At 67.4% G+C, this 25,330-nt stretch carries 21 protein-coding genes and 3 pseudogenes; 10 read left to right on the top strand and 14 right to left on the bottom strand.

Annotated elements, in window-relative coordinates; all coding sequences use genetic code 11:
- Positions 1-197: 197 nt before the first annotated feature.
- From ACWPN3_RS16760 to ACWPN3_RS16740, 5 genes and pseudogenes are all read right to left on the bottom strand, one after another.
- A pseudogene (locus ACWPN3_RS16760) lies at positions 198-473 on the bottom strand (LPS-assembly protein LptD); the annotation flags it as partial.
- Between the two features lie 239 nt (positions 474-712).
- The gene (locus tag ACWPN3_RS16755; RefSeq protein ID WP_109446246.1) at positions 713-2,134 is read right to left on the bottom strand and encodes a homospermidine synthase; all 1,422 of its coding nucleotides are present in this window, start codon (positions 2,132-2,134) and stop codon (positions 713-715) included.
- Between the two features lie 143 nt (positions 2,135-2,277).
- Entirely contained in the window at positions 2,278-3,561 is a 1,284-nt protein-coding gene (locus tag ACWPN3_RS16750; protein WP_492240551.1) for a type III PLP-dependent enzyme, read from the bottom strand.
- A gap of 436 nt (positions 3,562-3,997) precedes the next feature.
- A complete protein-coding gene (locus ACWPN3_RS16745; RefSeq protein ID WP_109446242.1) occupies positions 3,998-4,561 on the bottom strand; it encodes a 1,2-dihydroxy-3-keto-5-methylthiopentene dioxygenase in 564 nt (187 codons plus the stop codon).
- Between the two features lie 120 nt (positions 4,562-4,681).
- Entirely contained in the window at positions 4,682-5,890 is a 1,209-nt protein-coding gene (locus ACWPN3_RS16740) for an MFS transporter (RefSeq protein ID WP_109446240.1), read from the bottom strand.
- Between the two features lie 239 nt (positions 5,891-6,129).
- Between ACWPN3_RS16740 and serS the strand changes: the two are divergent.
- From serS to ACWPN3_RS16720, 4 genes and pseudogenes are all read left to right on the top strand, one after another.
- A pseudogene (gene serS / locus ACWPN3_RS16735) lies at positions 6,130-7,402 on the top strand (serine--tRNA ligase).
- Positions 7,402-8,184, top strand: a complete 783-nt coding sequence (gene surE / locus ACWPN3_RS16730) for a 5'/3'-nucleotidase SurE (protein WP_109446236.1) — start codon at positions 7,402-7,404, stop codon at positions 8,182-8,184. The pseudogene serS and the gene surE overlap by 1 nt, the downstream one beginning before the upstream one ends.
- A complete protein-coding gene (locus ACWPN3_RS16725) occupies positions 8,181-8,834 on the top strand; it encodes a protein-L-isoaspartate(D-aspartate) O-methyltransferase (RefSeq protein WP_109446234.1) in 654 nt (217 codons plus the stop codon). The genes surE and ACWPN3_RS16725 overlap by 4 nt, the downstream gene beginning before the upstream one ends.
- 112 nt (positions 8,835-8,946) lie before the next feature.
- On the top strand, positions 8,947-10,077 hold the full coding sequence (locus ACWPN3_RS16720; RefSeq protein ID WP_492261594.1) for a peptidoglycan DD-metalloendopeptidase family protein: 1,131 nt from the start codon (positions 8,947-8,949) through the stop codon (positions 10,075-10,077).
- Here the strand turns inward: ACWPN3_RS16720 and ACWPN3_RS16715 are convergent.
- Positions 10,034-10,915: an ATP-binding protein gene (locus ACWPN3_RS16715; protein WP_492240548.1), complete on the bottom strand. Its 882-nt coding sequence runs from the start codon at positions 10,913-10,915 to the stop codon at positions 10,034-10,036. The two genes, ACWPN3_RS16720 and ACWPN3_RS16715, sit on opposite strands and share 44 nt — an antisense overlap.
- A gap of 225 nt (positions 10,916-11,140) precedes the next feature.
- Here ACWPN3_RS16715 and yajC point away from each other — a divergent pair, with 225 nt between their 5' ends.
- The 5 genes and pseudogenes from yajC to ACWPN3_RS16690 all read left to right on the top strand — a co-directional run bounded on the left by yajC (position 11,141) and on the right by ACWPN3_RS16690 (position 14,667).
- Positions 11,141-11,566, top strand: a complete 426-nt coding sequence (yajC, locus tag ACWPN3_RS16710; RefSeq protein WP_109446228.1) for a preprotein translocase subunit YajC — start codon at positions 11,141-11,143, stop codon at positions 11,564-11,566.
- 125 nt (positions 11,567-11,691) lie between these two features.
- Positions 11,692-12,729: pseudogene (locus ACWPN3_RS16705) on the top strand (SecDF P1 head subdomain-containing protein); the annotation flags it as partial.
- 103 nt (positions 12,730-12,832) lie between these two features.
- Positions 12,833-13,291 (top strand): preprotein translocase subunit SecD, encoded by a 459-nt coding sequence (locus ACWPN3_RS16700; RefSeq protein WP_492261887.1) that lies wholly within the window; start codon positions 12,833-12,835, stop codon positions 13,289-13,291.
- Between the two features lie 11 nt (positions 13,292-13,302).
- The gene (gene secF, locus ACWPN3_RS16695) at positions 13,303-14,259 is read left to right on the top strand and encodes a protein translocase subunit SecF (RefSeq protein ID WP_395459685.1); all 957 of its coding nucleotides are present in this window, start codon (positions 13,303-13,305) and stop codon (positions 14,257-14,259) included.
- Positions 14,260-14,289: 30 nt separating this feature from the next.
- Positions 14,290-14,667 (top strand): Mth938-like domain-containing protein, encoded by a 378-nt coding sequence (locus ACWPN3_RS16690; RefSeq protein ID WP_109446222.1) that lies wholly within the window; start codon positions 14,290-14,292, stop codon positions 14,665-14,667.
- A gap of 76 nt (positions 14,668-14,743) precedes the next feature.
- On the opposite strand, the gene ACWPN3_RS16685 is transcribed toward ACWPN3_RS16690, so the two are convergent.
- From ACWPN3_RS16685 to ACWPN3_RS16670, 4 genes are all read right to left on the bottom strand, one after another.
- Positions 14,744-15,337 carry a superoxide dismutase gene (locus ACWPN3_RS16685; protein ID WP_492261593.1) on the bottom strand — a complete coding sequence of 198 codons (594 nt, stop codon included), beginning with the start codon at positions 15,335-15,337 and terminating at the stop codon, positions 14,744-14,746.
- 5 nt (positions 15,338-15,342) lie between these two features.
- Positions 15,343-16,731 (bottom strand): hydroxysqualene dehydroxylase HpnE, encoded by a 1,389-nt coding sequence (hpnE, locus tag ACWPN3_RS16680; RefSeq protein WP_492240547.1) that lies wholly within the window; start codon positions 16,729-16,731, stop codon positions 15,343-15,345.
- Positions 16,731-17,669, bottom strand: coding sequence for a presqualene diphosphate synthase HpnD (hpnD, locus tag ACWPN3_RS16675; RefSeq protein WP_492240546.1), 939 nt, complete (start codon positions 17,667-17,669; stop codon positions 16,731-16,733). Before hpnD ends, hpnE begins: the two co-directional genes overlap by 1 nt.
- 70 nt (positions 17,670-17,739) lie before the next feature.
- On the bottom strand, positions 17,740-18,612 hold the full coding sequence (locus ACWPN3_RS16670) for a squalene/phytoene synthase family protein (RefSeq protein WP_098739835.1): 873 nt from the start codon (positions 18,610-18,612) through the stop codon (positions 17,740-17,742).
- Positions 18,613-18,735: 123 nt separating this feature from the next.
- Between ACWPN3_RS16670 and ACWPN3_RS16665 the strand changes: the two genes are divergently transcribed.
- Positions 18,736-19,590 carry a phytoene/squalene synthase family protein gene (locus ACWPN3_RS16665; RefSeq protein WP_492240544.1) on the top strand — a complete coding sequence of 285 codons (855 nt, stop codon included), beginning with the start codon at positions 18,736-18,738 and terminating at the stop codon, positions 19,588-19,590.
- 27 nt (positions 19,591-19,617) lie between these two features.
- Here ACWPN3_RS16665 and trmFO read toward each other — a convergent pair whose 3' ends face one another.
- From trmFO to ACWPN3_RS16645, 4 genes are all read right to left on the bottom strand, one after another.
- A complete protein-coding gene (gene trmFO / locus ACWPN3_RS16660; protein ID WP_492261592.1) occupies positions 19,618-20,961 on the bottom strand; it encodes a methylenetetrahydrofolate--tRNA-(uracil(54)-C(5))-methyltransferase (FADH(2)-oxidizing) TrmFO in 1,344 nt (447 codons plus the stop codon).
- Positions 20,962-21,166: 205 nt separating this feature from the next.
- A complete protein-coding gene (locus ACWPN3_RS16655) occupies positions 21,167-21,364 on the bottom strand; it encodes a hypothetical protein (RefSeq protein ID WP_109446208.1) in 198 nt (65 codons plus the stop codon).
- A 62-nt stretch (positions 21,365-21,426) separates the two neighbouring features.
- On the bottom strand, positions 21,427-24,294 hold the full coding sequence (gene uvrA, locus ACWPN3_RS16650; protein ID WP_492261591.1) for an excinuclease ABC subunit UvrA: 2,868 nt from the start codon (positions 24,292-24,294) through the stop codon (positions 21,427-21,429).
- Between the two features lie 168 nt (positions 24,295-24,462).
- A complete protein-coding gene (locus tag ACWPN3_RS16645; protein ID WP_492261590.1) occupies positions 24,463-25,227 on the bottom strand; it encodes a CHAD domain-containing protein in 765 nt (254 codons plus the stop codon).
- Positions 25,228-25,330: the final 103 nt, after the last annotated feature.

Here is a 25,330-nt window from a genome sequence, read left to right as displayed (position 1 = left end):
CCCTCGTTGCCGGCCATGCGGCCATTGTCGGTCATCAGGACGCGGATGTTCTCGATGAACACGTCCTTCAGATCGTCGGTCAGCTCGGCGTAATCGGCGAAGACGATGTCGCCCGACGGCTCTACCAGCCGGATCTTGCCGGTTGCGGTGACGACCTTGGTCTTCTGGTTGTAGGTGATCTTGTCGGCGTGGACGCTGCGCTTGCCCTGGGCCAGCTCGACATTGCCGCTGGCGGTGACGACGCTGTTCACCTCGTCGAAGGTGACCTGATCGGCCGTCAGCAGGACAGGGTCCTGTTTGGATTCGGTGCCGGTCGCGCCGGCCTGGGCCGGAGCGGCAGGCTTGCTGCCCGGAAGCGGTCCGTCGGCCGGCTTGGGAGTCGGCTTCGGAGTCAGCGCCTGCTTGGCCGGAGTCTGGGCATTGGCCGACTCCGGGAGGGCGAGATCCACGGCGGCGACCCCACACGCCACCATCAGCCCGACGATGCCGGAGCGCAGAATGGGGTTGGCGACGGTCGGAGCTTTGGCGCGGGCGCGCCGGGAGACGTGCTTGGGCATGTCGGAACGATTGGGGGAAGCGAAAGCCCAAGTCAACGGTTTCAAGACCCTTGCGCGGGCAATGTCACCGTGTCGCCGTCCCCCCTGTGGCAGCGCTGCCGCAGCCGGTGCGCCTGAACTGACGGCTGCGGCTGCGGCGCTTCATCCAAGCTCTCTCAATTCACCCGGAAGTTCTTGAACTGCCAGGGATCGTCCTCGTCGATGTCTTCCGGGAACAGGACGTTGCGGTCCTGCAGCGGAGTCCAGTCGCCATAGGCGCCGACAACCTCGCCGAGATAGGGGGTGGCGATGTCCAGCACCCGGCGGAAGTCGACTTCGTCCGGTTCCACCAACCCCCGATTCGGGTTCTCCAGCGTCCAGACGATGCCGCCGAGAACGGTGGAGGTCACCTGCATCGAGGTGGCGTTGTTGTAGGGCGCCAGCGAGCGCGCCGTGTCGATGTCCAGCCGCGAGCCGTACCAGTAGGCGCCCTTGGGATGGCCCATCAGCAGGACACCCAGCTCGTCCATGCCGCCGGTGATCTCATGCATCATCAGCCGCTGCTCAGCCTGCATGTTGTAGTTCTTGCCGGCCAGCTCATGCAGCGACATCACCCCGTCGTCGCAAGGGTGATAGGCATAGTGGCAGGTCGGCCGGTAGACGACGCGGTCGCCGTCGCGCACGGTGAAATAGTCGGAGATCGAGATCGCCTCGCTGTGGGTGATGAGAAAGCCGTGGAACGGCCCCTCCAGCGGGGTCCAGGTGCGCACGCGGGTCGCAGCACCGGGGCGCATCAGGTAGATGGCGGCGTCGCAGCCGAATTCGTGCCGGCGGCCGTCGGGCGGCAAGTCCTTCTCGTGCGTGCCCCAGCCCAGCTCGGCCGGTTGGCAGCCTTCGCTGACGAAACCGTCGATCGACCAGGTGTTGACGAACTCGCCGATCTGCTTGGGCTGGTTCGACACCTGGGTGTCGCGCTCGGCCACATGGATGGTCTTGATGCCAAGCCTCTGCGCCAGCCGGCCCCAGCCGTCGCGGTCGGTCGGGACATCGGTTTCCACGCCGGTGTCGGCGGCGATGTTCAGCAGCGCCTGCTTGACGAAATGCGACACCAGACCCGGATTCGCCCCATGGGTGATCAACGCGGTCGGGCCGCCCTCGTAACGGCCGCGCAGCGCCAGCGCCGATTCGCGCAGCGCATAGTTGGAGCGCAGCGACGGTGACAGGCTGGAATCGGTGTAGCCACCCGCCCACGGTTCGGTGCAGGTGTCGGTGTAGAAGGCGCCGACCCGCTGGCAGAACTCGATCAACGCAAGCGACGAGACGTCGACCGACAGGTTGACCAGGAAATCGCCCTTGTCGATCAGCGGCTTCAGAACCTGGAAGAAATTGTCGTTGTCGAGCGGGTTGTTGTGGAAGGCGACGCCGTAAAGCTCCGCTTCCTCGCGCCCGCGCTCCTCGGCGGTGACGATGGTGATCCGGTCGGCCGTAAGTCCGTCGATGTGACGGAGAAGCAGCGGCAAGACACCCTGGCCAATCGAACCGAATCCAACGATGACCATGCGGCCTGTGAACGTGCAGAGCTTCGTGTCCAGGGCCATGATTTTTTGTCTCCCCGAGGTAGTTTAGGCCGACGACATAAGCCGGCGCTCCCGCCCACTTCGGAGAAGCGGAAACGGGACGCGCCGGGCGACTGAATGTTACGGATGTCTTTACGCTTTATCCACAGAAACCGGCTTCGCGTTCAGGCAGCGCAGGAGCGAAGCTCGTAACCGGGAGTGGCGAGCAGGGGGGCGTCCGACACCTCGACGACGCGTGCCTGGTCGAAGCCGTTGAAGGCCGTGCGCAGGCAGGAGCCATAGGCGCCGAGCTGGCCAAGCTCGATCCAGTCCCCGGCCTTGACGTCGGCCGGCAGGTGGAAGGGACCGGCCATCTTGTCGGCACTGTCGCAGGTTGGGCCGTAGAAGCTGAAGGCCTCGTCCCCGGCATCGGTCATGGCTTCGAACGGGCGGATCAGCCGCGCCGGGAAGCGGAAGCCGGGCACGCCGGCGTCCGACAGCGCGCCATAGACGCCGTCATTGATGAACAGCTCGCTGCCGCGCCGCTTCACCACCTGAACGACCAGCGAGACGCCGGGGGCAACCAGCGCGCGGCCGGGCTCGCACCACAGGCGGCAGTGCGCCGGCAGGTCGATGGCGGCAACGCCGCGGGCGATGGCGGCCATGAAGTCGCCGAGCGGCGGCGGGGTGACTCCCGGATAGGACACGGGGAAGCCGCCGCCGACATCCAGAACGTCGAGGTCGACGCCGCTCTCGGCGATGACATAGCCGGCCAGCGCGATGGCGCGCTCGTAGGCCGACGGATCCAGCATCTGCGAGCCGACATGGAAGGACAGCCCGAGCTTCGGAGCCACGGCGCGGGCGGCACGCAGCAGCTCCACCGCATCGGTGATGGCGGCGCCGAACTTGCCCGACAGGTCGTAGACCGCGTTGCCCTTCGGCAGCGACAGCCGCACGACGAGGCCGAGGTCGCCTGCGCAGTCCGTCTCCTCCAGGATCTTGTCCAGCTCTTCCCGGCTGTCGAGGACGAAGTCGCGGACGCCATACTGGTGATAGGCGTTGCGGATCGCCTGACGGCCCTTGACCGGGTGCATGTAATGCAGGACGGCGTCCGGGAACATCTGGCGGATCAGGCGGATCTCGCCGGGGGAGGCGACATCGAAATGGCGCACGCCACAGGCCCACAGTGCACGCAGCACCGCCGGCTCGGGGTTGCACTTCACGGCATAGAGCACGTCGCCGCCACGGCCGACGGCCTCGGTCGCACCGGCGAATGCCTTCAGGAAGCTGTCGGCGGTGTCGGCCAGCACGCCGGGGCGGATGCAGTGCATAGGCTCTTCCGGGCGGTGCAGGGCGACGGCCTGCGTCACGGTCGAACGGCGGCCGGTGGACAGCGAAACGGCGCTGCTGTCGTTCAGGCCGACGCGGCGGAGCGGGGTGACGGCGGAACGGGAACGCAGGAAACCCATGGCGCACTCCTATCCCCGGACGGCGGCATGCAGGCCGGTCCGGTGAGCAGACGGCGATCCCCGGCCGCGTCACGAGCTGCCCAGCACAAGACTGGGCGCAGGTGGCGCAGCGGAATCGCCGATTGATCGGATTTGGGAAGGGGGGAGACGGAAAAAGCCGGTGCGAGCAGCGGCCCCGGGCTGTGAAGCTCCAGGCAACAGCGCGTCGTTTACCGGCTAAAGGGCTACCGTCTCACAGCCCCACCGTGGGCAGCGTACATACTGACCTCCCTCTCGGGACCGACCCACTGGAATGGTCGGTTCTGCCAAAAAGGACGCGGTACGTCGTAGCATAACCACAGAGGGCCATAGGCACGTGCGGGTGCGTCGTGCCGATTGATTTACGCTTTTCCGCCCGTGATTCAAGTGAATTTTTTGAGGCGGGAATAGGGCGGATTCAGGCCGCCGGCACAGCGTCCGGCTCGAAGGGCGGGAAGCGCGCGGCAATGGCGTCGCCGGTAAGGGCGGCCACCCAGCCATCGGGACGGCCGAAGAACCGGATCGTGGTGAAGCGCGGCGTCGGCCCCATGTCGAACCAGTGCGGCGTGCCGGCGGGAATGCTCAGCAGGTCGCCGGCCTCGCACACCACGCGGAAGACGCGGGCCTTCAGGTGGATATAGAAGGCGCCGGCACCCTCGACGAAGAAGCGCGCCTCGTCCTCCCCATGGGTGTGTTCATCGAGGAATCTGGCACGCAGTGCGGCGATGCCGCCCGTCTGCGGGGTGACGCGGACGACATCCGCCCTGAGGAAACGGCGCGCCTGCTTCAACCGCTCGATGGGGACGGCATAGGCTTGCAGCACGGCTTGTTCATCGCTGTCGTCGGGCAGGGAGGTATCGGCATTCCAGCGTTCATAGAGAATACCGGCATGGGCGAGATGAGCCGCGATCAGGGCCGCATCGGCGGTGCGGAGTTCCGGCCGGTGGGCATCGCTTTCCAGATATACCGTCAGATCGCTCACCGCGCGCACTCCCGCCGAATGGACGCGTACAACGTGAAGTTCCGGCCGACGCAGCGCAATAAGCCGAATCGCAGCAGCGACCGTTCGCCGCGCATCGACGGTAGCGCCGCAGCTCGACCGTCAGCGGCCGCGTTGCAGGCCGACCGTCACCGCCACCGCGACCGCCAGCAATAGGCCGACGAAGGCCGCCACCCCCGTCCAGCCATAGCCGTGCCAGAACAATCCGCCGAGCGTCCCGGCGAGCGTCGAGCCTAGATAATAGCAGAACAGATAGATGGAGGAGGCTTGGCCGCGCGCCACCGCGGCGCGGCGGCCGATCCAGGCCGACACGATGGAATGGGCGCCGAAGAAGGCGAAGGTGAACAGGGCGATGCCGAAGGCGATGGCGAACAGGCTGTCGATCTCCATCAGCGCCAGCCCGGCCACCATCAGGGCAACGGCCGCCGCCAGCGTGCGGTTCGACCCGAATCGGCCAGACCAGCCGCCGAACAGAGGGGAACTGACGACGCCGAAGCTGTAGACCAGGAACACCGCGCCGACGATGGCCGGGCGCAGGTCGAACGGCGGCTCGCTCAGGCGGAAGCCGATATAGTTGAAGATGGTGACGAAGCCGCCCATCAGCAGGAAGCCGAGCGAGAAGAGCCCGAGCAGAGACGGATCGGTCAGCAATCCGCGCCATGCCCGCATCAGGGCCGGCAGCCCGGCGGCGCGGCGGACGAAGTGCCGCGACGGCGGCAGGGCGAACCAGACCGTGACGGCTGCTGCAACCGCCAGCGCACCGACAATCCCGACCGCCAGCCGCCAACTGCCGAGGTCGGTGACGATGGCGGTCAGCACCCGGCCCGACATGCCGCCGATGGCCGTCCCGCCGATATAGAGCCCCATGGCGACGCCCGCCGATTTCGGATCGACCTCTTCGGAGACATAGGCCATCGCCACCGCCGGCAGGCCGCTGAGCGCCAGCCCCTCCAGCGCCCGCACCGCCAGGAAACCATGCCAGCCCGGCATCAGCGCGCCGACAATCCCGAGAATGCCGGCGCCGAGCAGTGCTGCGACCATCACCGGCTTGCGGCCGATGCCGTCGGAAATGGCGCCGGCCACCAGCAGCGCCACCGCCAGGATACCGGTGGTCAGGGAGAGCGACAGGCTCGACTCCGCCGGTGTCACCCCGAACTCCCGCACGAAGTCGGGCAGCAGCGGCTGGACGCAATAGAGCGTGGCGAAGGTGGAGAAGCCGGCGACGAACAGGATGCGGCTGGCACGGCGATAGGCGGGCGTTCCGGCCTGTAGATAGGGGGCCTCGCCACCGGTCTCGATCTCGTCGCGCACGCGCTCGGCTCCTGCTTCGATCCTTCGCCGCTGGTTGCGGCGCAATATGGACATTGCCCTGCCGTGCCTGCCCATTCCAACCATTGCCGGGGCGCAGCCGCCATGCCGTCCGCGCAAGTCGCCTTGGAGGCCGCCTTCATATCCGTATCAGGGGAGGTGCTGAGATGGCCTCGCACTGGACCTTGGCGGGGTCGCGCCGTATAACCAGTGCCCCACACAATTCGTTGATTGTTCGAGCCATGCACGACCTTCGCGCCATCCGTGAGAATCCCGAAGCCTTCGACCGCGGCCTTGGCCGTCGTGGACTGGCGCCGATGTCGTCCTCCGTGCTCGACCTCGACGGCCGCCGCCGCGCCGCGCAGACCCAGATGCAGGAGATGCAGGCCCGTCGGAACGAGGCGGCGAAGGAAGTCGGCCTCGCCAAGCGCGAAGGGCGCGATGCCCAACCGATCCTCGACGAGATGGCGACCCTGAAGGACCGCCTGCCCCAGGTGGAGGAGGAGGAACGCGCGCTCGGCGCCGAACTCGACGCCATCCTGGCCGGCATCCCCAACATCCCGGCCGACGACGTGCCGGACGGACCCGACGAGACCGCCAACGTCGAGGTCCGCCGTTGGGGCACGCCGGCCGACATCGCCAATCCCAAGCAGCATTACGAGCTGGGCGAGGCGCTGGGCCTGATGGATTTCGAGGCGGCGGCCCGCATGTCCGGCGCCCGCTTCACCGTGCTGAAGGGCGGGCTGGCCCGTCTGGAGCGCGCGCTCGCCGACTTCATGCTGGACATCCACACCGGCGAGCACGGCTTCACCGAGATCGCGCCGCCGCTGATGGTGCGCGACACCGCCCTGTTCGGCACCGGCCAGTTGCCGAAGTTCGAGGAGGATTCTGTTCAAGACCACCTCGTCCGACCATTACCTGATCCCGACCAGCGAGGTGCCGCTGACCAATCTGGTCAACGACCAGATCGTCGCGTCGGAGGAGCTGCCGCTGCGCTACACCGCGCTGACCCCCTGCTTCCGGGCGGAAGCCGGATCGGCCGGGCGCGACACCCGCGGGATGATCCGCCAGCACCAGTTCTGGAAGGTGGAGATGGTCGCCATCACCGCCCCGGAACAGTCGGAGGACGAGCATCAGCGCATGACCCGCTGTGCCGAGACGATCCTGGAGCGGCTGGGCCTGCCTTACCGCACCATCGTGCTGTGCACCGGCGACATGGGCTTCTCCTCGCGCAAGACCTATGACGTCGAGGTGTGGCTGCCGGGCCAGAACGCCTACCGCGAGATCTCCAGCATTTCCAATTGCGGCGATTTCCAGGCCCGGCGGATGAAAGCCCGTTGCCGGGCCAAGGGCGAGAAGCAAACTCAATTCGTGCACACCCTCAATGGATCGGGTGTGGCGGTCGGGCGCTGCCTGATCGCGGTTCTGGAGAATTACCAGCAGCCCGACGGTTCGATCCTGGTTCCTGAAGCGCTCCGCCCCTACATGCGCGGAGTGGAGAGGATTTCCATCTGATGTTCGACCTGCCGCTCGACCTGTCCCGCACGCGGATCCTCGTCACCAACGACGACGGCATCCATGCCCAGGGATTGAAGGTCCTGGAAGCCATCGCGCGCGAACTGTCCGACGACGTCTGGGTCGTGGCGCCGGAGATGGAGCAGTCGGCGGCCAGCCATTCGCTGACCATCAACCGGCCGCTGCGCCTGCGCAAACTGGATGATCGCCGCTTCACCGTCGACGGCACGCCGACCGACTGCGTGCTGCTGGCGGTCAACCATGTGATGAAGGACGCCCGTCCGACGCTGGTCCTGTCCGGCGTCAACCAGGGCTCCAACATCGGCGAGGACGTGACCTATTCCGGCACCATCGCCGCGGCGATGGAGGCGACGCTGCTGAACGTGCCGGCCATCGCCATGAGCCAGCATTACGAGCCGGGCCAGCCGATCGACTGGTCCGCCGCCGCCGCCCATGGCGCCGACGTGGTGCGCAAGGCGGTGACGGTGGCCTGGCCGAAGAACGTGCTGCTGAACGTCAACTTCCCGGCCCGCCCGGCCGCGGAAGTGACCGGCATCCAGGTGGTGCGCCACGGCAAGCGCAAGATCGGCGACGAGCTGTTCGAGCGTGTCGACCCGCGTGGCAAGCCCTATATCTGGATCGGCACGCTGCGCGGCGAAGCCGACGTGGCGGACGACACCGACATCCATGTGGTCTTCAACGGCGGCATCTCGGTGACGCCCGTCTATCTCGACCTCACCCATACGCCGACGTTGCAGACGTTGAGGCAGGCCTTCGTGTGACATACAACCCGCGCAAGATCCGCTTGCTGATGGCCCTTCGCGGGGCCGGCGTCACCGACACACGGGTGTTGGCGGCCATCGAGCGGATCCCGCGCGAGCTGTTCGTCCCGGAGGCTTTCCAGGACAGGGCGTGGGAGGACACGGCGCTGCCGATCGATCAGGGCCAGACCATCAGCCAGCCGCTGGTGGTCGGCCTGATGACCCAGGCGCTGGAACTGCTCCCGCGACATCTTGTCCTGGAGGTCGGCACCGGCTCCGGCTATCAGGCGGCGGTGCTGTCGCGGCTCTGCCGCCGGGTCTTCACCATCGAGCGGCTGAAGCCGCTTCTGCGTGAGGCCGAGGGGCGGTTCAGGGCGCTCGACATCGGCACCATCACCACGCGGCTCGGCGACGGGACGCGGGGCTGGCCGGAGCAGGCGCCCTTCGCCCGTATACTGGTCACAGCCGCGGGCGGGCCGGAGCCGCCAAAAGACTTGACGGATCAACTCGCCATTGATGGTGTCTTGGTCATTCCGTTGGGGACCGATCACCGCGACCAGAGGGTCGTGCGTTTCCGGCGCTCCGAAGCTGGCCTTATCCGGGAGGACCTGTGGCCCGTCCGTTTCGTTCCGCTGCTGTCCGACCCGCCGCAATCGGTCCGTTCCGCATGAAACCCGCATTTTCCAAGCGCGTCCTGCCCGCCCTGGTCCTGTCCACCGCCGTCCTGGCGCTCGGCGCCTGCGAGCGGGTGGGGGGCTTGCCCCCTTCACCACGGTTTCCGAGGTGCCGGATTTGGCCGGTGGCGCCATCAGCGTGCAGAAGGGCGACAGCGCCTATAGCCTGTCGCGCCGCTACAATGTTCCGCTGCGCGACCTGATCGAGGCCAACAGGCTGGCTCCGCCCTACCGGCTGGAGGTCGGCCAGCGGCTGGTGCTGCCGACCTCGCGTCAATACATCGTGCAGAAGGGTGACAGCCTCTACAGCATCTCCCGGATGCACAATGTAGACGTCAGCGAACTGAGCCGTCTGAACAACCTGACCCCGCCCTATGCGGTGCAGGTCGGCCAGCCCCTGCGCCTGCCGGGCAGCAACGACAGCAATGGAACCATGGTCGCTTCCGGCGGTGCCGTTCCGCTGACGCCGCAGGGCTCGCCTGCCGGTCGCGGGTCGGTACAAGCGGCGGAGCTTCCGCCGCCCGGCGCGTCCTCCTCCGGCAGCATCGCCGCAACGCCGCTGCCGCCGCCGTCCAAGCCTGGGGCCGCGTCGGAACCGGCCGCGGCGCCTCCTGCCGCAACCGGCGACGCCGCCTATCAGCCGGGCCAGGCGCCGACCATGCTGCGTCCGCCCGGCAGCAAGCCGGCGGCAACGCCGATTCCGGCACCAGCCCCACAAGCCGCTCCGCCTGCCGCCGCTCCGCAGCAGGAGGTTGCCGCAGCCGCGCCGCCCAAGCCGGAACCGAAGGCCGAGGTCGGCGCCCCGCCACCGCGCGGCGGCGCCCGCTTCCTGTGGCCGGTGAAGGGCAAGCTGCTCTCCGGCTATGGGCCGAAGCCGGACGGGCTGCACAATGACGGGCTGAACATCGCCGCCCCGAAGGGCACCGCCGTGGTCGCCGCCGACAACGGTGTTGTCGCCTATGCCGGCAACGAGCTGCGCGGCTTCGGCAACCTGCTGCTGCTGAAGCATTCCGACGGCTGGATCACCGCCTACGCCCACCTCGACAAGATCGAGGTGGAGCGCGGCGCCTCGGTGAAGCGGGGGCAGGTGATCGCCCGGGTCGGCCAGACCGGCGGCGTGTCCTCGCCCCAGCTGCATTTCGAGCTGCGCAAGGGCAGCCAGGCCGTCGACCCGAGCGACCAGATGGACCGCAAGGTCAGCGAAGGGGCTTCCCGAGGCGGCCAGCCAAGTCCTGGATGAACTGCCAGGCGACCCGGCCCGACCGGCTTCCGCGCGTGACCGACCATTCGACGGCCTCGGCGCGCAGGCGGTCTTCCGGGATCTCCAGGCCGAAATGGCGGACATAGCCCTCGATCATCGCGAAGTAGGTGTCCTGGTCGCAGTTGTGGAAGCCGAGCCACAGACCGAAGCGGTCCGACAGCGACACCTTCTCCTCGACCGCTTCCGCCGGGTTGATGGCGGTCGACCGCTCGTTCTCGATCATGTCACGCGGCATCAGGTGCCGGCGGTTGGAGGTGGCGTAGAACACCACATTGTCCGGCCGCCCCTCGATGCCGCCGTCCAGCACCGCCTTCAGCGACTTGTAATGGGCGTCGTCATGGTCGAAGGACAGGTCGTCGCAGAACAGGATGAAGCGGCGTGCCTCGCCCTTCAGCCGGCTCAGCAGGCGGGGCAGAGTGGGAATGTCCTCGCGGTGGATTTCCACCAGCGCCAGTTCGCCCGGCCGCTCTGTGCAGATGGCGGCGTGGGCGGCCTTGACCAGCGAGCTTTTGCCGGTGCCGCGGGCCCCCCATAGCAGGGCGTTGTTGGCCGGCAGGCCGGCGGCGAAGCGGCGGGTGTTGTCCAGCAGGATCTCCCGCTGCCGCTCGATGCCCTGAAGAAGCATGATGTCGACGCGGTTGACCACCGGAACCCCTTCCAGGCGGTCGGGATCGGGATGCCAGACGAAGGCGTCCGCCGCACCGAAGTCCAGCGGCCGGTCCGGCGGCGGGGCGAGACGTTCCAGCGCCTCGGCGATGCGGGTCAGCAAAGGGACGAGCGCCTGATCGGCACCGGACTTTTCGATGGATTGCGACATAATTTTCCGGAAATTTTTTCTGGATGTTCCATGGAAAGTGGGTGCCCGCGCAGCCATCTTTCCGACGCCTTCGCACCGTAACACAGCAAGGCAAGCACACAAGCTGTGGTGCGCCCGCGGATTGTGGCGCATCACCATTGCATCCCGGTCATGGGCGGCTATAGTCGCGGCGTCCCGGCGGAACGCCGATCCGGTGCCGAGACCAAACCTGTAAGGAGCTTCCAGATGTTCGTTTCGACGGCTTATGCACAGACGGCGGCCCCGGCTGGCGGCGGCGGTGACATGCTCGTCCAGTTCGCGCCGCTGATCCTGATCTTCGTCGTCTTCTACTTCCTGCTGATCCGTCCGCAGCAGAAAAAGATGAAAGAGCATAAGGCGATGCTGTCGGCCATCCGCCGCGGCGACCGCGTCGTGACCGGCGGCGGCATCATCGGCATCGTCACCAAGGTCGGCACCGACGACGAGATCACCGTCGAGATCGCGGAGAATGTGCGCGTGCGCTGCCTGCGCTCGACCGTCAATCTGGTGCTCGCCAAGACCGAGCCGGCCGGCAAGTCCGGTGGCGACGCCGCTCCGGCCGCCGAGGGTGAAGTCAAGCCGGCCGACACCACCGCCGCCGGCGGGATCGGCAAGCTGTTCGGCCGCAAGTAAGCCGTAGCCGGGCCCCTCTTCCACGGGTCGGCCCGAAGGCGCTTCCCGTCCGGTCCGGCCGCTCGCCCCGTCGACGGGGCGGGCCGGTCGCCCGGACCGGGTGTCTGATCGGATTCGAGTGACGCATGCTCTATTTTTCGCGCTGGAAGATTTACCTGATCCTGGCGACCTGCATCGCCGGGTTCATCCTGATGCTGCCCAACTTCATGGGCCGCGACACGCTGGCGGCGCTGCCGTCCTGGTACGCCAACACCCGGGTGTCGCTGGGTCTCGACCTGCGCGGCGGATCGCATCTGTTGCTTGAAGTCGACATGGCCACCGTCATCCGCGACCGCGTGGAAGGTCTGGTGGACGGCGCACGGCAGCAGCTGCGCACCGCCAATGTCGGCTACACCGCGCTGAACGCCGGCGAGCGCGCCGTCACCGTCCAGCTGCGCGACCCGGCCCAGGCTGAGGAAGCCGTGAAGGCCCTGCGCCAGCTCTCCAGCCCGGTGGGCCGCACGGCTCTGGGTGGTGGGCAGCCGGACCTTGACGTGACCGTCAACGGCGGCACGGTGACCGTGGCGCTGAGCGAGGTCGCGCTGCGCGACCGCGCCACCCAGGCCATCGAGCAGTCGATCGAGATCGTCCGCCGCCGCATCGACGAGACCGGCGTGAACGAGCCGACCATCGCCCGCCAGGGCAACGACCGCATCCTGGTCCAGTTGCCCGGCGTCGAGGATCCCGACCGCATCAAGCGGCTGCTCGGCACCACCGCCAAGATGACCTTCCGCCTGGTCGACGTGAACGCCGATCCCAGCACCGGCCGCGCCCCTCCGGGATCCGAGATCCTGCCGTCGACCGAGGGCGACCGCTACCAGTCCAAATACGTCATCCGCAAGAAGGTCGAGGTCGACGGCGCCACGCTGCAGAACGCGTCGGCCGGCACCAACCCGCAGACCGGCGAATGGGTGGTGAACTTCGAGTTCAACACCGCCGGCGCCAACCGGTTCGCCGAGGTGACCAAGCAGAATGTCGGCCGACCCTTCGCCATCGTGCTCGACAACAAGGTCATCAGCGCCCCGGTGATCCGCGAGCCGATCACCGGTGGCCGCGGCCAGATCAGCGGCAACTTCACCGCCGCCAACGCCAACGACCTCGCCGTCCTGCTGCGTGCTGGCGCTCTGCCGGCCCCGCTGAAGGTGATCGAGGAGCGGACCGTCGGTCCCGACCTGGGCGCCGATTTCGATCCGTGCCGGCCTGACTGCCGTCGTCGTCGGTTTCGTGATGGTCTGCGTCTATATGATCGCCTGCTACGGGCTGTTCGGCGCCTTCGCCTGCTCGGCGCTGTTCATCAACCTCGTGCTGACGCTCGCGGCGCTGTCGCTGCTGCAGGCCACGTTGACGCTGCCGGGCATTGCCGGCGTGCTGCTGTCGCTCGGCCTGGCGGTCGATGCCAACATCCTGATCAACGAGCGCATCCGCGAGGAGACGAAGAAGGGCCGCGGGGTCTTCGCCTCGATGGAGGCCGGCTTCAGCCGCGCCTACAGCACCATCGTCGACAGCAACCTGACGACGGCCATCAAGATGGCGCTGCTGTTCGTCTTCGGCACCGGCACCATCAAGGGCTTCGCCGTCACCATCACCTTCGGCATCCTCATCTCCATGTTCACCGCCACGGTGCTTGTGCGCCTGATGATGGTGACGTGGCTGCGCCGGACGCGTCCGGCCGTGTTGCCGGTCTGAGAGGTCATCCGATGTTCCATCTCCGCCTCGTCCCCGACAACACCAAGATCCCCTTCATGAACGGCCGCATCGCCGGCCTCGTCGTGTCGGCGATCCTGTCCATCGCGTCCGTCATCCTGTTCTTCCACCCCGGCCTGAATTACGGCATCGACTTCCGTGGCGGCATCGTCATCGAGGCCCGCACGCCGCAGGCCGCCGACTTCGCCTCGCTGCGCCACACGCTGTCCGGCCTCGGCATGGGGCAGGTGGCATTGCAGGAGTTCGGGTCGCCTCAGGACGTGCTGATCCGTCTCGAGCGGCAGCCCGGCGATGACGCCGCCCAGCAGGTCGCTGCCGACAAGGTGCGCAACACGCTGGCCCAGTCCATCCCCGGCACCCAGGTCCGCCGTGTCGAAGCGGTCGGCGCGTCGGTCAGCGGCGAGCTGTTCGCCAACGGCATGCTGGCGCTGGGCCTCGCCATGCTGGCGATGCTGGTCTACATCTGGTTCCGCTTTGAATGGCAGTTCGGCTTCGGCGCGGTGGTGACGCTGATCCTCGACATCACCAAGATCGTCGGCTTCTACGCCATCACCGATATCCAGTTCAACCTGACGGCCGTGGCGGCGATCCTGACCGTCATGGGCTATTCGGTGAACGACAAGGTCGTCGTTTATGACCGCATGCGCGAGAATCTGCGCATCTACAAGAAGATGCCGCTGCGCGACCTGATCGACATGTCGATCAACGAGACGCTGAACCGCACCGTCGGCACCTCCGTCTGCACCCTGCTGTCGATCATTCCGCTGGCACTGTTCGGCGGCGAGGCGTTGCAGGACTTCGGCATCGTGCTGATTTTCGGCGTTATCCTTGCGACCAGCTCGTCGGTGTTCATTGCCGCCCCCATCTTGCTGTTCCTCGGCGAGAACCGCCTGCGGCGCGGTTCTCCCGACGCCGCTTCGGCGGGCAACACCCCGGCGACCACACCGTAACGCCGGACGTTTGGGGAAGGAGAGGGCAGCATGGCCGACATCATGCCGATGATCCCGTCGGACCGTCAGGTCATCGACGGCTACGGTCCGGGACAGTTCTGCATTTCCGGCCAGTGGCGCGTCGGCTCGGTGATTGTCCTGCCGGACCGCACCCTGGCATGGGACGCGACCGACGTCGCCTCCCTGTCGGTGGGCGACTTCGCTCCGGTGCTGGCGGCTGAGCCGAAGGTGGAGATCCTGCTGCTCGGCACCGGCGGCACCATGCGCATGATCCCGAAGGCGCTGCGTCTCGAACTGCGCGAGCAGGGCGTCGTGGTGGAGCTGATGGACAGCCGTGCGGTGTGCCGGACCTACAATGTCCTGCTGGCTGAGGGCCGGCGGGTGGCGGCGGCGATGCTGCCGGTTTAAGGCCGGTCATCCTCTCCAGAAACGACAAAGGCGCCCTTTCGGGCGCCTTTGCTTTTTCATCCCTCGACAGGGAACCTTACGCAGCCAACTGCTCGGCGGCGAAGTCCCAGTTGGCGAGATTGTCGATGACCGCCTTCACGAAGTCGGCGCGGCGGTTCTGGAAATCGACGTAATAGGCATGCTCCCACACGTCGATGGTGAACAGCGGCTTCTGGCCGTGAGCCAGCGGGGTGTCGGCGTTCCCGGTCTTGCCGACCTTCAGCTTGCCGCCGTCCAGGTACAGCCAGGCCCAGCCCGAGCCGAACTGGGTCAGGGCGGCCTGGGTCAGCTCTTCCTTGAACTTCTCGACGCTGCCGAAGTCGGCGACGATGCGCTGCTCCAGGGCCGCCGGCATCTTGCCGCCGTCCTTCTTCAGGCACTGCCAGAAGAAGGTGTGGTTCCACACCTGGGCGGCGTTGTTGAAGATGCCGACCTTGGACGAATTGCCGGCAGAGGCCTTGATGACCTCCTCCAGGCTGGCGTCGGCCAGCGGGGTGTCCTTGGTCAGGTTGTTCAGGTTGGTGACGTAGGTCTGGTGGTGCTTGTCATGGTGCAGGTGCAGGGTCTCCGACGAGATATACGGAGCCAGAGCGTCGTACGCATACGGAAGCGGCGGAAGTTCGAACGCCATTTGATTTACCCTCTCTTCTTTGATTGTCCTTCCGGGCCGGGCCTTGCGAGCACGGCACCTCCGTCCGTCCAAATAGGCCGATGACGGAAGCTTGTGAAGGCCGGAAACACTCTCGAACGTCGTATAGGGTTATTTCCATTCGACAAAGTCGCCTCCGCCGCCCGGTTTCCCGAGCGCACGGCGGCTTCCAAGGTGGCGGGAAGTCCCGTTTCCGTCCAGTCGCCGGCCAGCGTCAGGTTGCTCCGCCGCGTGCGCGTCACCGGTCGACGCGTCACCGATTCGGGAGACTGGTCGGGGGTCGCCCGCCGCTCCTTCACCACGCGGAAGGGCGGAATTGGGCCCCCGAGTCGCGGTGCCGGGCAAAGGTGGGGAGCGATCTCCGCCCACAGCCGGCCGGCGATCTCCCCGGCCGGAAGATCGGCCAGCGCATCCGCATCGCTGACGGTGACCGACAGCAGGTCATCGCGGGCGAACAGCCATTCCGCGGTCCCGCCGACCAGCCCGACGAAGGGCAGGCCGCCCGGCAGCCGCACCGGCCCATCGAGCTGGAAATGCAGATTGACGATGGCTGGCCCCGGCGGCGGCACGGTCAACCCCGGAACCAGTCGTTCCGCCACCCAGGCCGGTGCCGCGACGATCATGCTGTCGAGCGGTCCGAGCGTCACGGCGCTGCCAGCGGCGGCAAATCCGCTCACGCGGTGCTGATCGAAGGTCAGCCCATCGACCCGGGCGCCGAGATGCAGCGCCGCACCGGCCGACCGCAAGCGCGCCAGGGCCGGCTCGACGAAGGCGGCGGACAGGCCGCGAGGCGCCAGAACCGGCCGGCAGGCGGCCTCACCGCGCAGCAGCGTCTCCCGCAGCACCGCGCCGAACAGGCGGGCCGAGATGCGCTCCATCGGCCCGTTCAGCGCAGACACCGCCAGAGGGCGCCACAGCGGCTCGAACAGCGCTCCACCGGGAGGAAGGCGGTCGGCGACGGAGTGCGCTCGCCCGGCCGTCAGGCAGCGCAGGGCGGCGAGATAGTCGAGCGGCCGGCTGCCCGGCACCCGGCGCGCCGGGTCGAACAGCCACAGCCCTCCCGGGCGCAGGGTCCAGGCGGCGCCGTCGCGCAGATCGAGGAAGGGAAAGGCCGCCGGCCGCAGTTCCTCCAGCGCATCCGTTCCACCGGTCCGCCGGGCGTAGTCGAGCAAAGCCCGGTTGCCGCTGAGCACCATATGGTTGCCGTTGTCGATCAGCCGGCCAAGCGTCGCGTCATGGAAGCTCCGGCAGCGGCCGCCGGCCTGCGGTGCCTGATCGTAGAGCGCCACGCATCGCCCCGCCTCCACCAGCCGGACAGCGGCTGCCAGCCCGGCGAGCCCGGCGCCGATGACATGGACGGTTCCGGTGCCGCTCATCAGCCGGCCGGAGGGATGCCGAGCATGCAACGCACCGCCACCCAGGCGCTTTCCCGCCGGCCGACGCGGACTCGAGCCTTCAGGTCGCGCCAGCCGGCCGCCCGCAGGCGCTTCAGCAGGCGGTGGTACAGCACCATCATGGCGGTTGCGGCCCACAGTGACCCGCGCGCCTGCCCGGCAATGGCGGAGCGTGCCTCGGCGAAGCGGGCTTCCGCGAGATCGGCCAGCGCCTCACAAGCTTTTGGCAGGGCGGGGTGGGCCAACACCGTCTCCGGGTCGGTGGCGTCGATCCCGGCGGCCCGCAGCAGTTCGCGCGGCAGGTACAGCCGGTGCAATTCCGCATCCTCGGCCAGATCGCGCAGGATGTTGGTGAGTTGCAGGGCTTCGCCCAGCGCCAGGGCAAAGCGCTCCGTGTCTGGGTCGGCACGGTCGAAGACACGGATCGCCAGCATGCCGACGGCGCCGGCGACGCGCCGGCAATAGAGCCGCAGAGTGTCGAGATCGGGCGCCTGGAAGCCGCCGGCCTCCTCGCCGGCAACATCCATCGCCATGCCGTCGATCAGCGCCTCAAGCTCGGCCCGCGGCAGTCCGTAGCGCTCGATGGCGCCTTTCAGCGCAGCGGTCAGAGGGCTGCCGGGGACGCCGCCGACATAAAGGTCGCGGATGTCGCGCCGCCAGGAGTCAAGGGCGGCCCGCTTGTCGGCAGGCTCGCCCGGTTCGTCGGCAATGTCGTCGATCCTGCGGCAGAAGGCATAAATGGCGAACATCGCCGCCCTCTTGGAGGCGGGCAGCAGACGCATCGGCCAATAGAAGGTGCTGCCCGACTTGGCGGTGACGGACGTCGCCGTATCGGACACCTTCCTATCCGGCGCATTCCTGTCCGGCGACGTCGTGGATACCGGTTCCAGCGGGGCCGTCTCCAGCGGCGGAGGGGTCATCTGTAGCATCCTGGGCATTGCACGTCGTGACGTGCCTGACGGTGCACGTCGCGACGTGTGGCCCCGGAGTTTATGCGGCGGAGAAGCTCCGCGCCAGCCCCCGCGCCACGGCGGCCAGCTTGTGGTGGGCACCCAGCGTCACCCGCGTCTTCATCGGGTCGCGGGACTTCAGGCGCCGTGACAGCGATTCGGCGAGGCTGAGGATCACCGCCGCCTCCATGCGGAGGCCGCGATGCTGGATCAGGCCGGGCAGGGCAGCGGCGCGTTCCAGCAGGCGGTCGGTATGCTCCAGCGCCTGATCGAAGATGGCGCGCATGCGCGCGTCGCTCTCACCCTCCACAAGGCGCTCGACGCTGATTCCCGCCTCGTCGAACCAGGCCAGCGGGATGTAGCAGCGCCCGAGCTGCGTCCAGTCCTCCCGTGCATCCTGGAGATGGTTCAGCACCTGCAGGGCGGAGCAGAGCGCGTCGGACGCCGGCCCGGCGGCCACACCCTCGCCATGCAGCTCCAGCAGGTAGCGGCCGACCGGATTGGCCGAGAAGCGGCAGTAGAGAAGCAGGTCGCTCCAGCTGTGGCAGCGGGCACCGACCGAATCGCGGCGAAAGGCGCGCAGAATTTGGCGGGCATGGCGGTCGCTGACGCCGGTCTTCTGCAGGCTCTCCCGCAGATCGGTGGCCGGCTTCAGATAGGCATGCTTGGCCTGGCCCGAGGTCAGCGCCCGTTCAAGCGCCTCCAGGTAAGCCAGCTTGGTCTCCGGTTCGAGATCCGCATCATCGGCGATGTCGTCGGCCAAGCGCACGAAGCGGTAGAAGGCGATCACATGCGGACGCAGGTGCTTCGGTATCAGCCGGGACGCGACGGGGAAATTCTCTCCCGATTCGTCCTTGCGTGCGACCGGACCGGTCTTGCGGGGTTTCGTCGGGGCGATGTTGAAATCCGTCATGGGATCCCTGCCTGCTGCGCGTCGGGGCTGGCGGTGCGACCGTGTGTGCTTCATATAGGCGTAGCAACAGGCTTTGGCCCGTCCTTCCATCGCTCCTCCCCTCTTTTTCCAATCGGGCATCCCATGGTGAAGGCTGCGACCGACCTGTCCTATTGCGGACGGGAGGTTCGGAAATATGACAACGACCACTTTTTGGCAGGTCTGTTCACCCCCGCCGACAGGCGCGAGGCGACGTTCGCACTCTACGCCTTCAACCTTGAGATCGCGAAGACGCGCGAGGTGGTCAGTGAACCGATCCTTGGCCAGATGAGACTTCAATTCTGGCGCGACGGGATCGAAGCCGTCTATGAGGATGGACCCGTACCCCGGCATGAGGTGATGGAGCCCCTGGCGCAGGCGGCGCGCGGGCTGGGATTGAGCCGTGCCCTGTTCGACCGGCTGGTCGACGCCCGGGAAGCCGATCTGGACGACACGCCGCCGGCCGACCTGACCTGTCTGGTCAATTATGCCGAAGTGACCGGGGCGCCGCTGGTCCAGTTGGCGCTGGAGATCCTGGGCGCGCGGGATGCGGCGGCGATGGCGGCCGGGCGCCATGTCGGCATCGCCTATGCCCTGTCCGGCATCCTGCGCGCGGTGCCGTTCCTGGCGCGTCAGCACCGTCTGCGCCTGCCGGACGATTTGATGCAGCGCCATGGTGCCAAAGCTGAGGATCTGTTCGCCGGACGCTCGACGCCGGAATTGCGGCCGGTGGTGGGCGAGATCGCCGATGTGGCGCGCGGGCATCTGGCCGAGGCCCGCAAGCTGCGCCGCGAATTGCCGAAGGCCGCGGTTCCGGCGCTGCTACCGGCGACGCTGGCCGACCTGCATCTGGGCGTGATCGCGCGCGAGGGCAACGACGTGTTCGCCCCGCGCGTCCTGTTGGCCAATCCATTCCGTCAGCTTCGGATGGGCTGGGCGGCGATGCGCGGGCGCTACTGACGCCCGGGCATCGCGGAAACCCGCCGGTCAGCCGTGCAGCCAGCCGTCAAGGTCGGCCATCGCCCGGCGGGTGTAGGCCAGCTTGCGGTCGCGGCCGCGGATTCTGTCGTCCACCGGCGGGAACAGGCCGAAATTGACGTTCATCGGCTGGTAGGTTTCCGCCTCCGCCCCGCCGGTGATGTGGCCGAGGATGGCGCCGAGCGCCGTGGTCACCGGGGGAGCGCTGATCTCTTGCCCCAGACGCTCCGCCGCGGCGAAACGGCCGGCGAGCAGGCCGACCGCCGCACTCTCCACATAGCCTTCGCAGCCGGTGACCTGACCGGCGAAGCGCAGGCGCGGCAGCGACTTCAGCCGCAGGGCGCCGTCCAGGATGCGCGGACTGTTCAGGAAGGTGTTGCGGTGCATGCCGCCGAGCCGGGCGAACTCGGCATTCTCCAGGCCGGGGATCATGCGGAAGATGCGGGCCTGTTCGGCATGGCGCAGCTTGGTCTGGAAGCCGACGAGGTTGTACAGCGTGCCCAGCGCATTGTCCTGGCGCAGCTGGACCACCGCATAGGGGCGGCGTTCCGGCTTGTGCGGGTTGGTCAGGCCGACCGGCTTCATCGGGCCGTAGCGCAGGGTATCGACGCCGCGCTCCGCCATCACCTCGATCGGCAGGCAGCCTTCAAAGTAGGGAGTGTTCTTCTCCCACTCCTTGAAGTCGAGCTTCTCGCCCTCGATCAGCGCGGCGATGAAGGCGCGGTACTCGTCCTTCTCGAAGGCGCAATTGATGTAGTCCTTGCCGGTGCCGCCGGGACCGGGCTTGTCGTAGCGCGACTGGAACCATGCCTTGGACAGGTCCACACTCTCCAGATAGACGATGGGGGCGATGGCGTCGAAGAAGGCCAGCGACTCCTCGCCGGTCTGGTCGCGCACCGCCTCTGCAAGGGCGGGGGAGGTGAGGGGGCCGGTGGCGACGATGACGCTGTCCCACTCCTCCGGCGGCAGGCCGGCAACTTCCTCGCGCTGGATGGTGATCAGCGGATGGGTGGAGACGGCTTCCGTCACCGCATCGGCAAAGCCGTCGCGGTCCATGGCCAGCGCGCCGCCGGCCGGCACCTTGTGCGCGTCGGCGCAGCGCAGGATCAGCGAGCCGCAGCGCCGCATCTCCTCATGCAGCAGCCCGACCGCATTGTATTCGGCATCGTCCGACCGGAAGGAGTTGGAACAGACCAGCTCCGCAAGCTTGTCGGTATCATGGGCCTCGGTCTTGCGGACTGGCCGCATCTCGTGCAGCACGACGGGCACGCCGCGGGAGGCGAGCTGCCAAGCGGCTTCCGAGCCGGCGAGACCGCCGCCGATGACATGGACGGGGCGAAGGGTGTCGGTCATAGAAGCGATTTTCCAAACAGAAGACTGCGGATGATTGACGCGCAATCTAGGCTGTCCGCTTCCAAAACGACAGTCCTCAAACGGCTGCCGTCAGACACAGATCAGCCGGCCTTCACGGGGAAGGCCGGCTGCAAGTCGATCAGGAGTCAGTCAGAACATCGAGCCAAGCGGAACAGTGAGCCTGGGGCGTCAACCAAGCAGTGGCTCACTCGCTCTTCGTCGTCGTGCTGCGTTCGACGGTGGTGGAGCCGGTCGGAGCCGGCGCCACGGTGGTCGAGCCATAGCTGGGGGTCGTCGTCGTCGTGGTGGTCGTGCTGGTGGTGGATTTGTCGGACCCGCAGGCCGCCAGCAGCAGGGCCGCACCAAGGGCGGCCCCCACACCGGTCAGAAGCGTCTTGCTCATGCCCCTCGTCTCCCATGCAGTGCGAAGTCTGCCTGCAAGAACAAGGCGCAGCTTGCGTTTGTTCACGCCCTCTTTCGGGTTGCCGATTTCCGCACCGCCGGCTTCGCCTTTAGGTAGGGGGCGAGATAGCGGCCGGTATAGCTGCGCTCGACCTTGGCGACTTCCTCCGGCGTGCCCTCGGCGACGATCTCGCCGCCGCCGGTCCCGCCCTCCGGCCCCAGGTCGATGATCCAGTCGGCGGTCTTGATAACCTCCAGATTGTGCTCGATAACCAGCACCGTGTTGCCCTGGTCGACCAGCGCGTGCAGCACCTCCATCAGCTTTTCGACGTCGGCGAAATGCAGGCCGGTGGTCGGTTCGTCGAGGATGTACAGCGTGCGGCCGGTGGCGCGGCGGCTCAATTCCTTGGACAGCTTGACGCGCTGCGCCTCGCCGCCCGACAGGGTGGTTGCCGCCTGCCCGATGTGGATGTAGCCAAGGCCGACGCGTTCCAGCGTGTCCAGCTTGTCGCGGATGCCGGGAACCGCCTTGAAGAACTCCTTGCCCTCCTCGACCGTCATGTCCAGCACGTCGGCGATGGTCTTGTCGCGGTAGGTGACTTCCAGCGTCTCGCGGTTGTAGCGCTTGCCGTGGCAGACATCGCAGGTGACATAGACGTCGGGCAGGAAGTGCATCTCGATCTTGATGACACCGTCGCCCTGGCAGGCCTCGCAGCGCCCGCCCTTGACGTTGAAGGAGAAGCGGCCCGGACCGTAGCCGCGCGCCTTTGCCTCCGGCAGTCCGGCAAACCAGTCGCGCATCGGCGTGAAGGCCCCGGTATAGGTCGCCGGGTTGGAGCGCGGGGTGCGGCCGATCGGCGACTGGTCGATGTCGATGACCTTGTCCAGATGCTCCAGCCCAAGCACGGCGTCATGTTCGGCCGGATGCTCGCGGGCGCCCATCAGCTTGCGCGCGACCGCCTTGTACAGCGTCTCGATGATCAGCGTGGACTTGCCGCCGCCGGACACGCCGGTCACGCAGGTGAAGGTGCCGAGCGGAATTTTGGTCGAGACGTTCTGCAAATTGTTGGCCCGCGCGCCCTGCACCTCCAGGAACTGGCCGGGATGGCCGGGCCGGCGGGTGTCGGGCACCGGAACGAAGCGGGTGCCGTTCAGATACTGGGCGGTGATGCTGTCGGGGTTCTTCTGAACCTCCTCCGGTGTCCCCTGCGCGATGACCGAACCGCCATGCTGGCCGGCGCCGGGTCCCATGTCGACCAGATAGTCGGCGCTGCGGATCGCATCCTCGTCATGTTCGACGACGACCACGGTGTTGCCGATGTCGCGCAGGCGCTTCAGGGTCTCCAGCAGCCGGTCATTGTCGCGCTGGTGCAGGCCGATGGACGGTTCGTCCAGCACATACAGTACGCCGGTCAGGCCGGAGCCGATCTGCGAGGCGAGCCGGATCCGCTGGCTCTCGCCGCCCGACAGCGTGCCCGACCCGCGGCTGAGCGTCAGGTACTCAAGCCCCACCGCATTGAGGAAACCGAGGCGCTCGTTGATCTCCTTGAGGATTCGGTAGGCGATCTCGCGGTCTTTCGGGCGCAGATGCTCGTTCAGTTCGCTGAACCAGGCACCGGCGCCGGCGATGGACAGTTCCGCCGCTTCGGAAATGTTGCGGCCGCGGATCTTGACCGCCAGCGCCTCCGGCTTCAGGCGGGCGCCCTTGCAAACCTCGCAGGGCTGGGAGGACTGGTATTTCGACAGCTCGTCGCGCGTCCAGGCGCTGTCGGTCTCGCGGAAACGCCGCTCCAGATTGTTGACGATGCCTTCGAACGCCTTGTTGGTCTCATAGCGCCGCAGGCCGTCGTCATAGGTCATGGTGATGGCCGACCCGTCCGAGCCGAACAGGATCGTCTTGCGCACCTTCTCCGGCAGATCCTGCCAGGGCGTTGTCATCGACGCATCGAAATGCTCGCAGATGCTCTCGAGCGTCTGGTCATAGTATTTGGAGGTGGACCCAGCCCACGGCGCGATGGCTCCCTTGGACAGCGACAGCCGCTCGTCCGGGACCACCAGCATCGGGTCGAAATAGATCTTGCTGCCCAGCCCGTCGCAAGCCGGGCAAGCGCCGAACGGGTTGTTGAAGGAGAACAGCCGCGGCTCGATCTCCGGAATGGTGAAGCCGCTGACCGGGCAGGCGAATTTCTGCGAGAAGACGGTCTGCTCGTTGGTCTCGGCATTCTCGACCCAGACGATGCCGTCGGCCAGCCCCAGCGCGGTCTCCAGCGAATCGGCCAGACGGTTGCCCAGCCCCTCGCGGACCACGATGCGGTCGACCACCACCTCGATGTCGTGCTTCAGCTTCTTGTTGAGCGCCGGCACCTCGTCGATCTCGTACATGGTCCCGTCGACCCGCACGCGCTGGAAGCCGCGCTTGCGCAGGTCCTGGATTTCCTTCTTGTACTCGCCCTTGCGGCCGCGGACGAAGGGCGCCAGCAGCAGCAGGCGCGTGCCCTCCGGCATCGCCATGATGCGGTCGACCATCTGGCTGACCGTCTGGCTTTCGATCGGCAGGCCGGTGGCCGGCGAATAGGGGATGCCGACGCGCGCCCAGAGCAGGCGCATATAGTCGTAGATTTCCGTCACCGTGCCGACGGTGGAGCGCGGATTCTTGGAGGTCGTCTTCTGTTCGATGGAGATGGCCGGCGACAGGCCCTCGATGGAATCGACGTCCGGCTTCTGCATCAGCTCGAGGAACTGGCGCGCGTAGGCCGACAGGCTCTCCACATAGCGCCGCTGCCCCTCGGCATAGATCGTGTCGAAGGCGAGCGACGACTTGCCCGATCCCGACAGGCCGGTGATGACGATCAGCTCGTCGCGCGGCAGATCCACATCGACGTTCTTCAGGTTATGTTCCCGCGCGCCGCGGACGCTGATGTACTTGTTCATGGAGTGTTCTTTTACCCGAAGCTTTTCCGGATGGAAAGCGGCAAGGCGCCGCGACGCATGACGAAAATCGGCCGGCAGAGGAAATGGCTCAATTGGCCCCCTCCCGCCGGTCGGCTGACGATATATGCGCCAGGCGCGGTATTGCCACCGGCGCCCCGCGCGGGTCGGTCATGACCAGAAGGGCGGAACGGCCCGGAACCGCTTCCACAGCTCGGGCAGAGCCTTGCGCCGCTTTTCGGATTGGCGCTCGATCCAGGCGGCGACCGCGCCGACCGTCTTCGGGTCGGCGCCGGACAGCGATGCGAGCATGCGGGTGCCGGTGACGGCGTCCTGATCGGCGTCCAGCGCCGCCTGCAACTGTTCCAGCGCCGCGAAGAAGGGCAGGGTGGCCGCCTCTGGATACAGTCCCCGGAAGAAATCGGCGGTATAGCGCAGCGTGCGCAGCCGCCGGCGCAGCTTGTCGCGCCCCTTGGCATCCTCCGGCGGTTTCGCCGCTTTGCCGAGCTTTGCCATGCGGGCAGACAGCCAGCCGCCGGCAAGCGTGGTGACCGGCGCCGACAGCATGGCCCGCCGGTCGCCCTCCGCCTCCGACATCCAAAGGCCATGCTCCAGCCACGCGGCGAGGCCGAGGACCGTGGTGGTGCAGCCGGGCGCCAGAATCGCCGCCATCGCTTCGCGTGCCGGACCGGCACCGGCGGAGCGGGCCAGCGATTCCAGCCGTCCCAACTCCGCACGGTCGATGCCCGGAGCCGCCGTCGGGTCGGCAAGGAGGGGAGCGAGGACGCCGGACATCAGCACGTCCCAGCCGCGTGCCGGTCCCAGCCGCTTGGCGAGCCCGCGGCTTTCCTCGACCAGCCGGTCGGCCTCCGGCGCGGCGATCAGCGGAGCGAAGAGGCGGTGGGCGGTGCGCAGCCGGCGAAGAGCCACGCGCATGCGATGCAGCCCCTCCACGTCGCCGCCGGCCAGCGCGCAGGAACTCGTTGGCCAGGAACTGGCGCAGCGCCTGACGCAGAATGTGGCGATAGGCTTCCGCCAC

The sequence above is a fragment of the Azospirillum sp. UENF 111221 genome (assembly GCF_058780625.1).
Note: the sequence above shows the minus strand (reverse complement) of the source record. Positions and strands in the feature narration are given on the sequence as shown.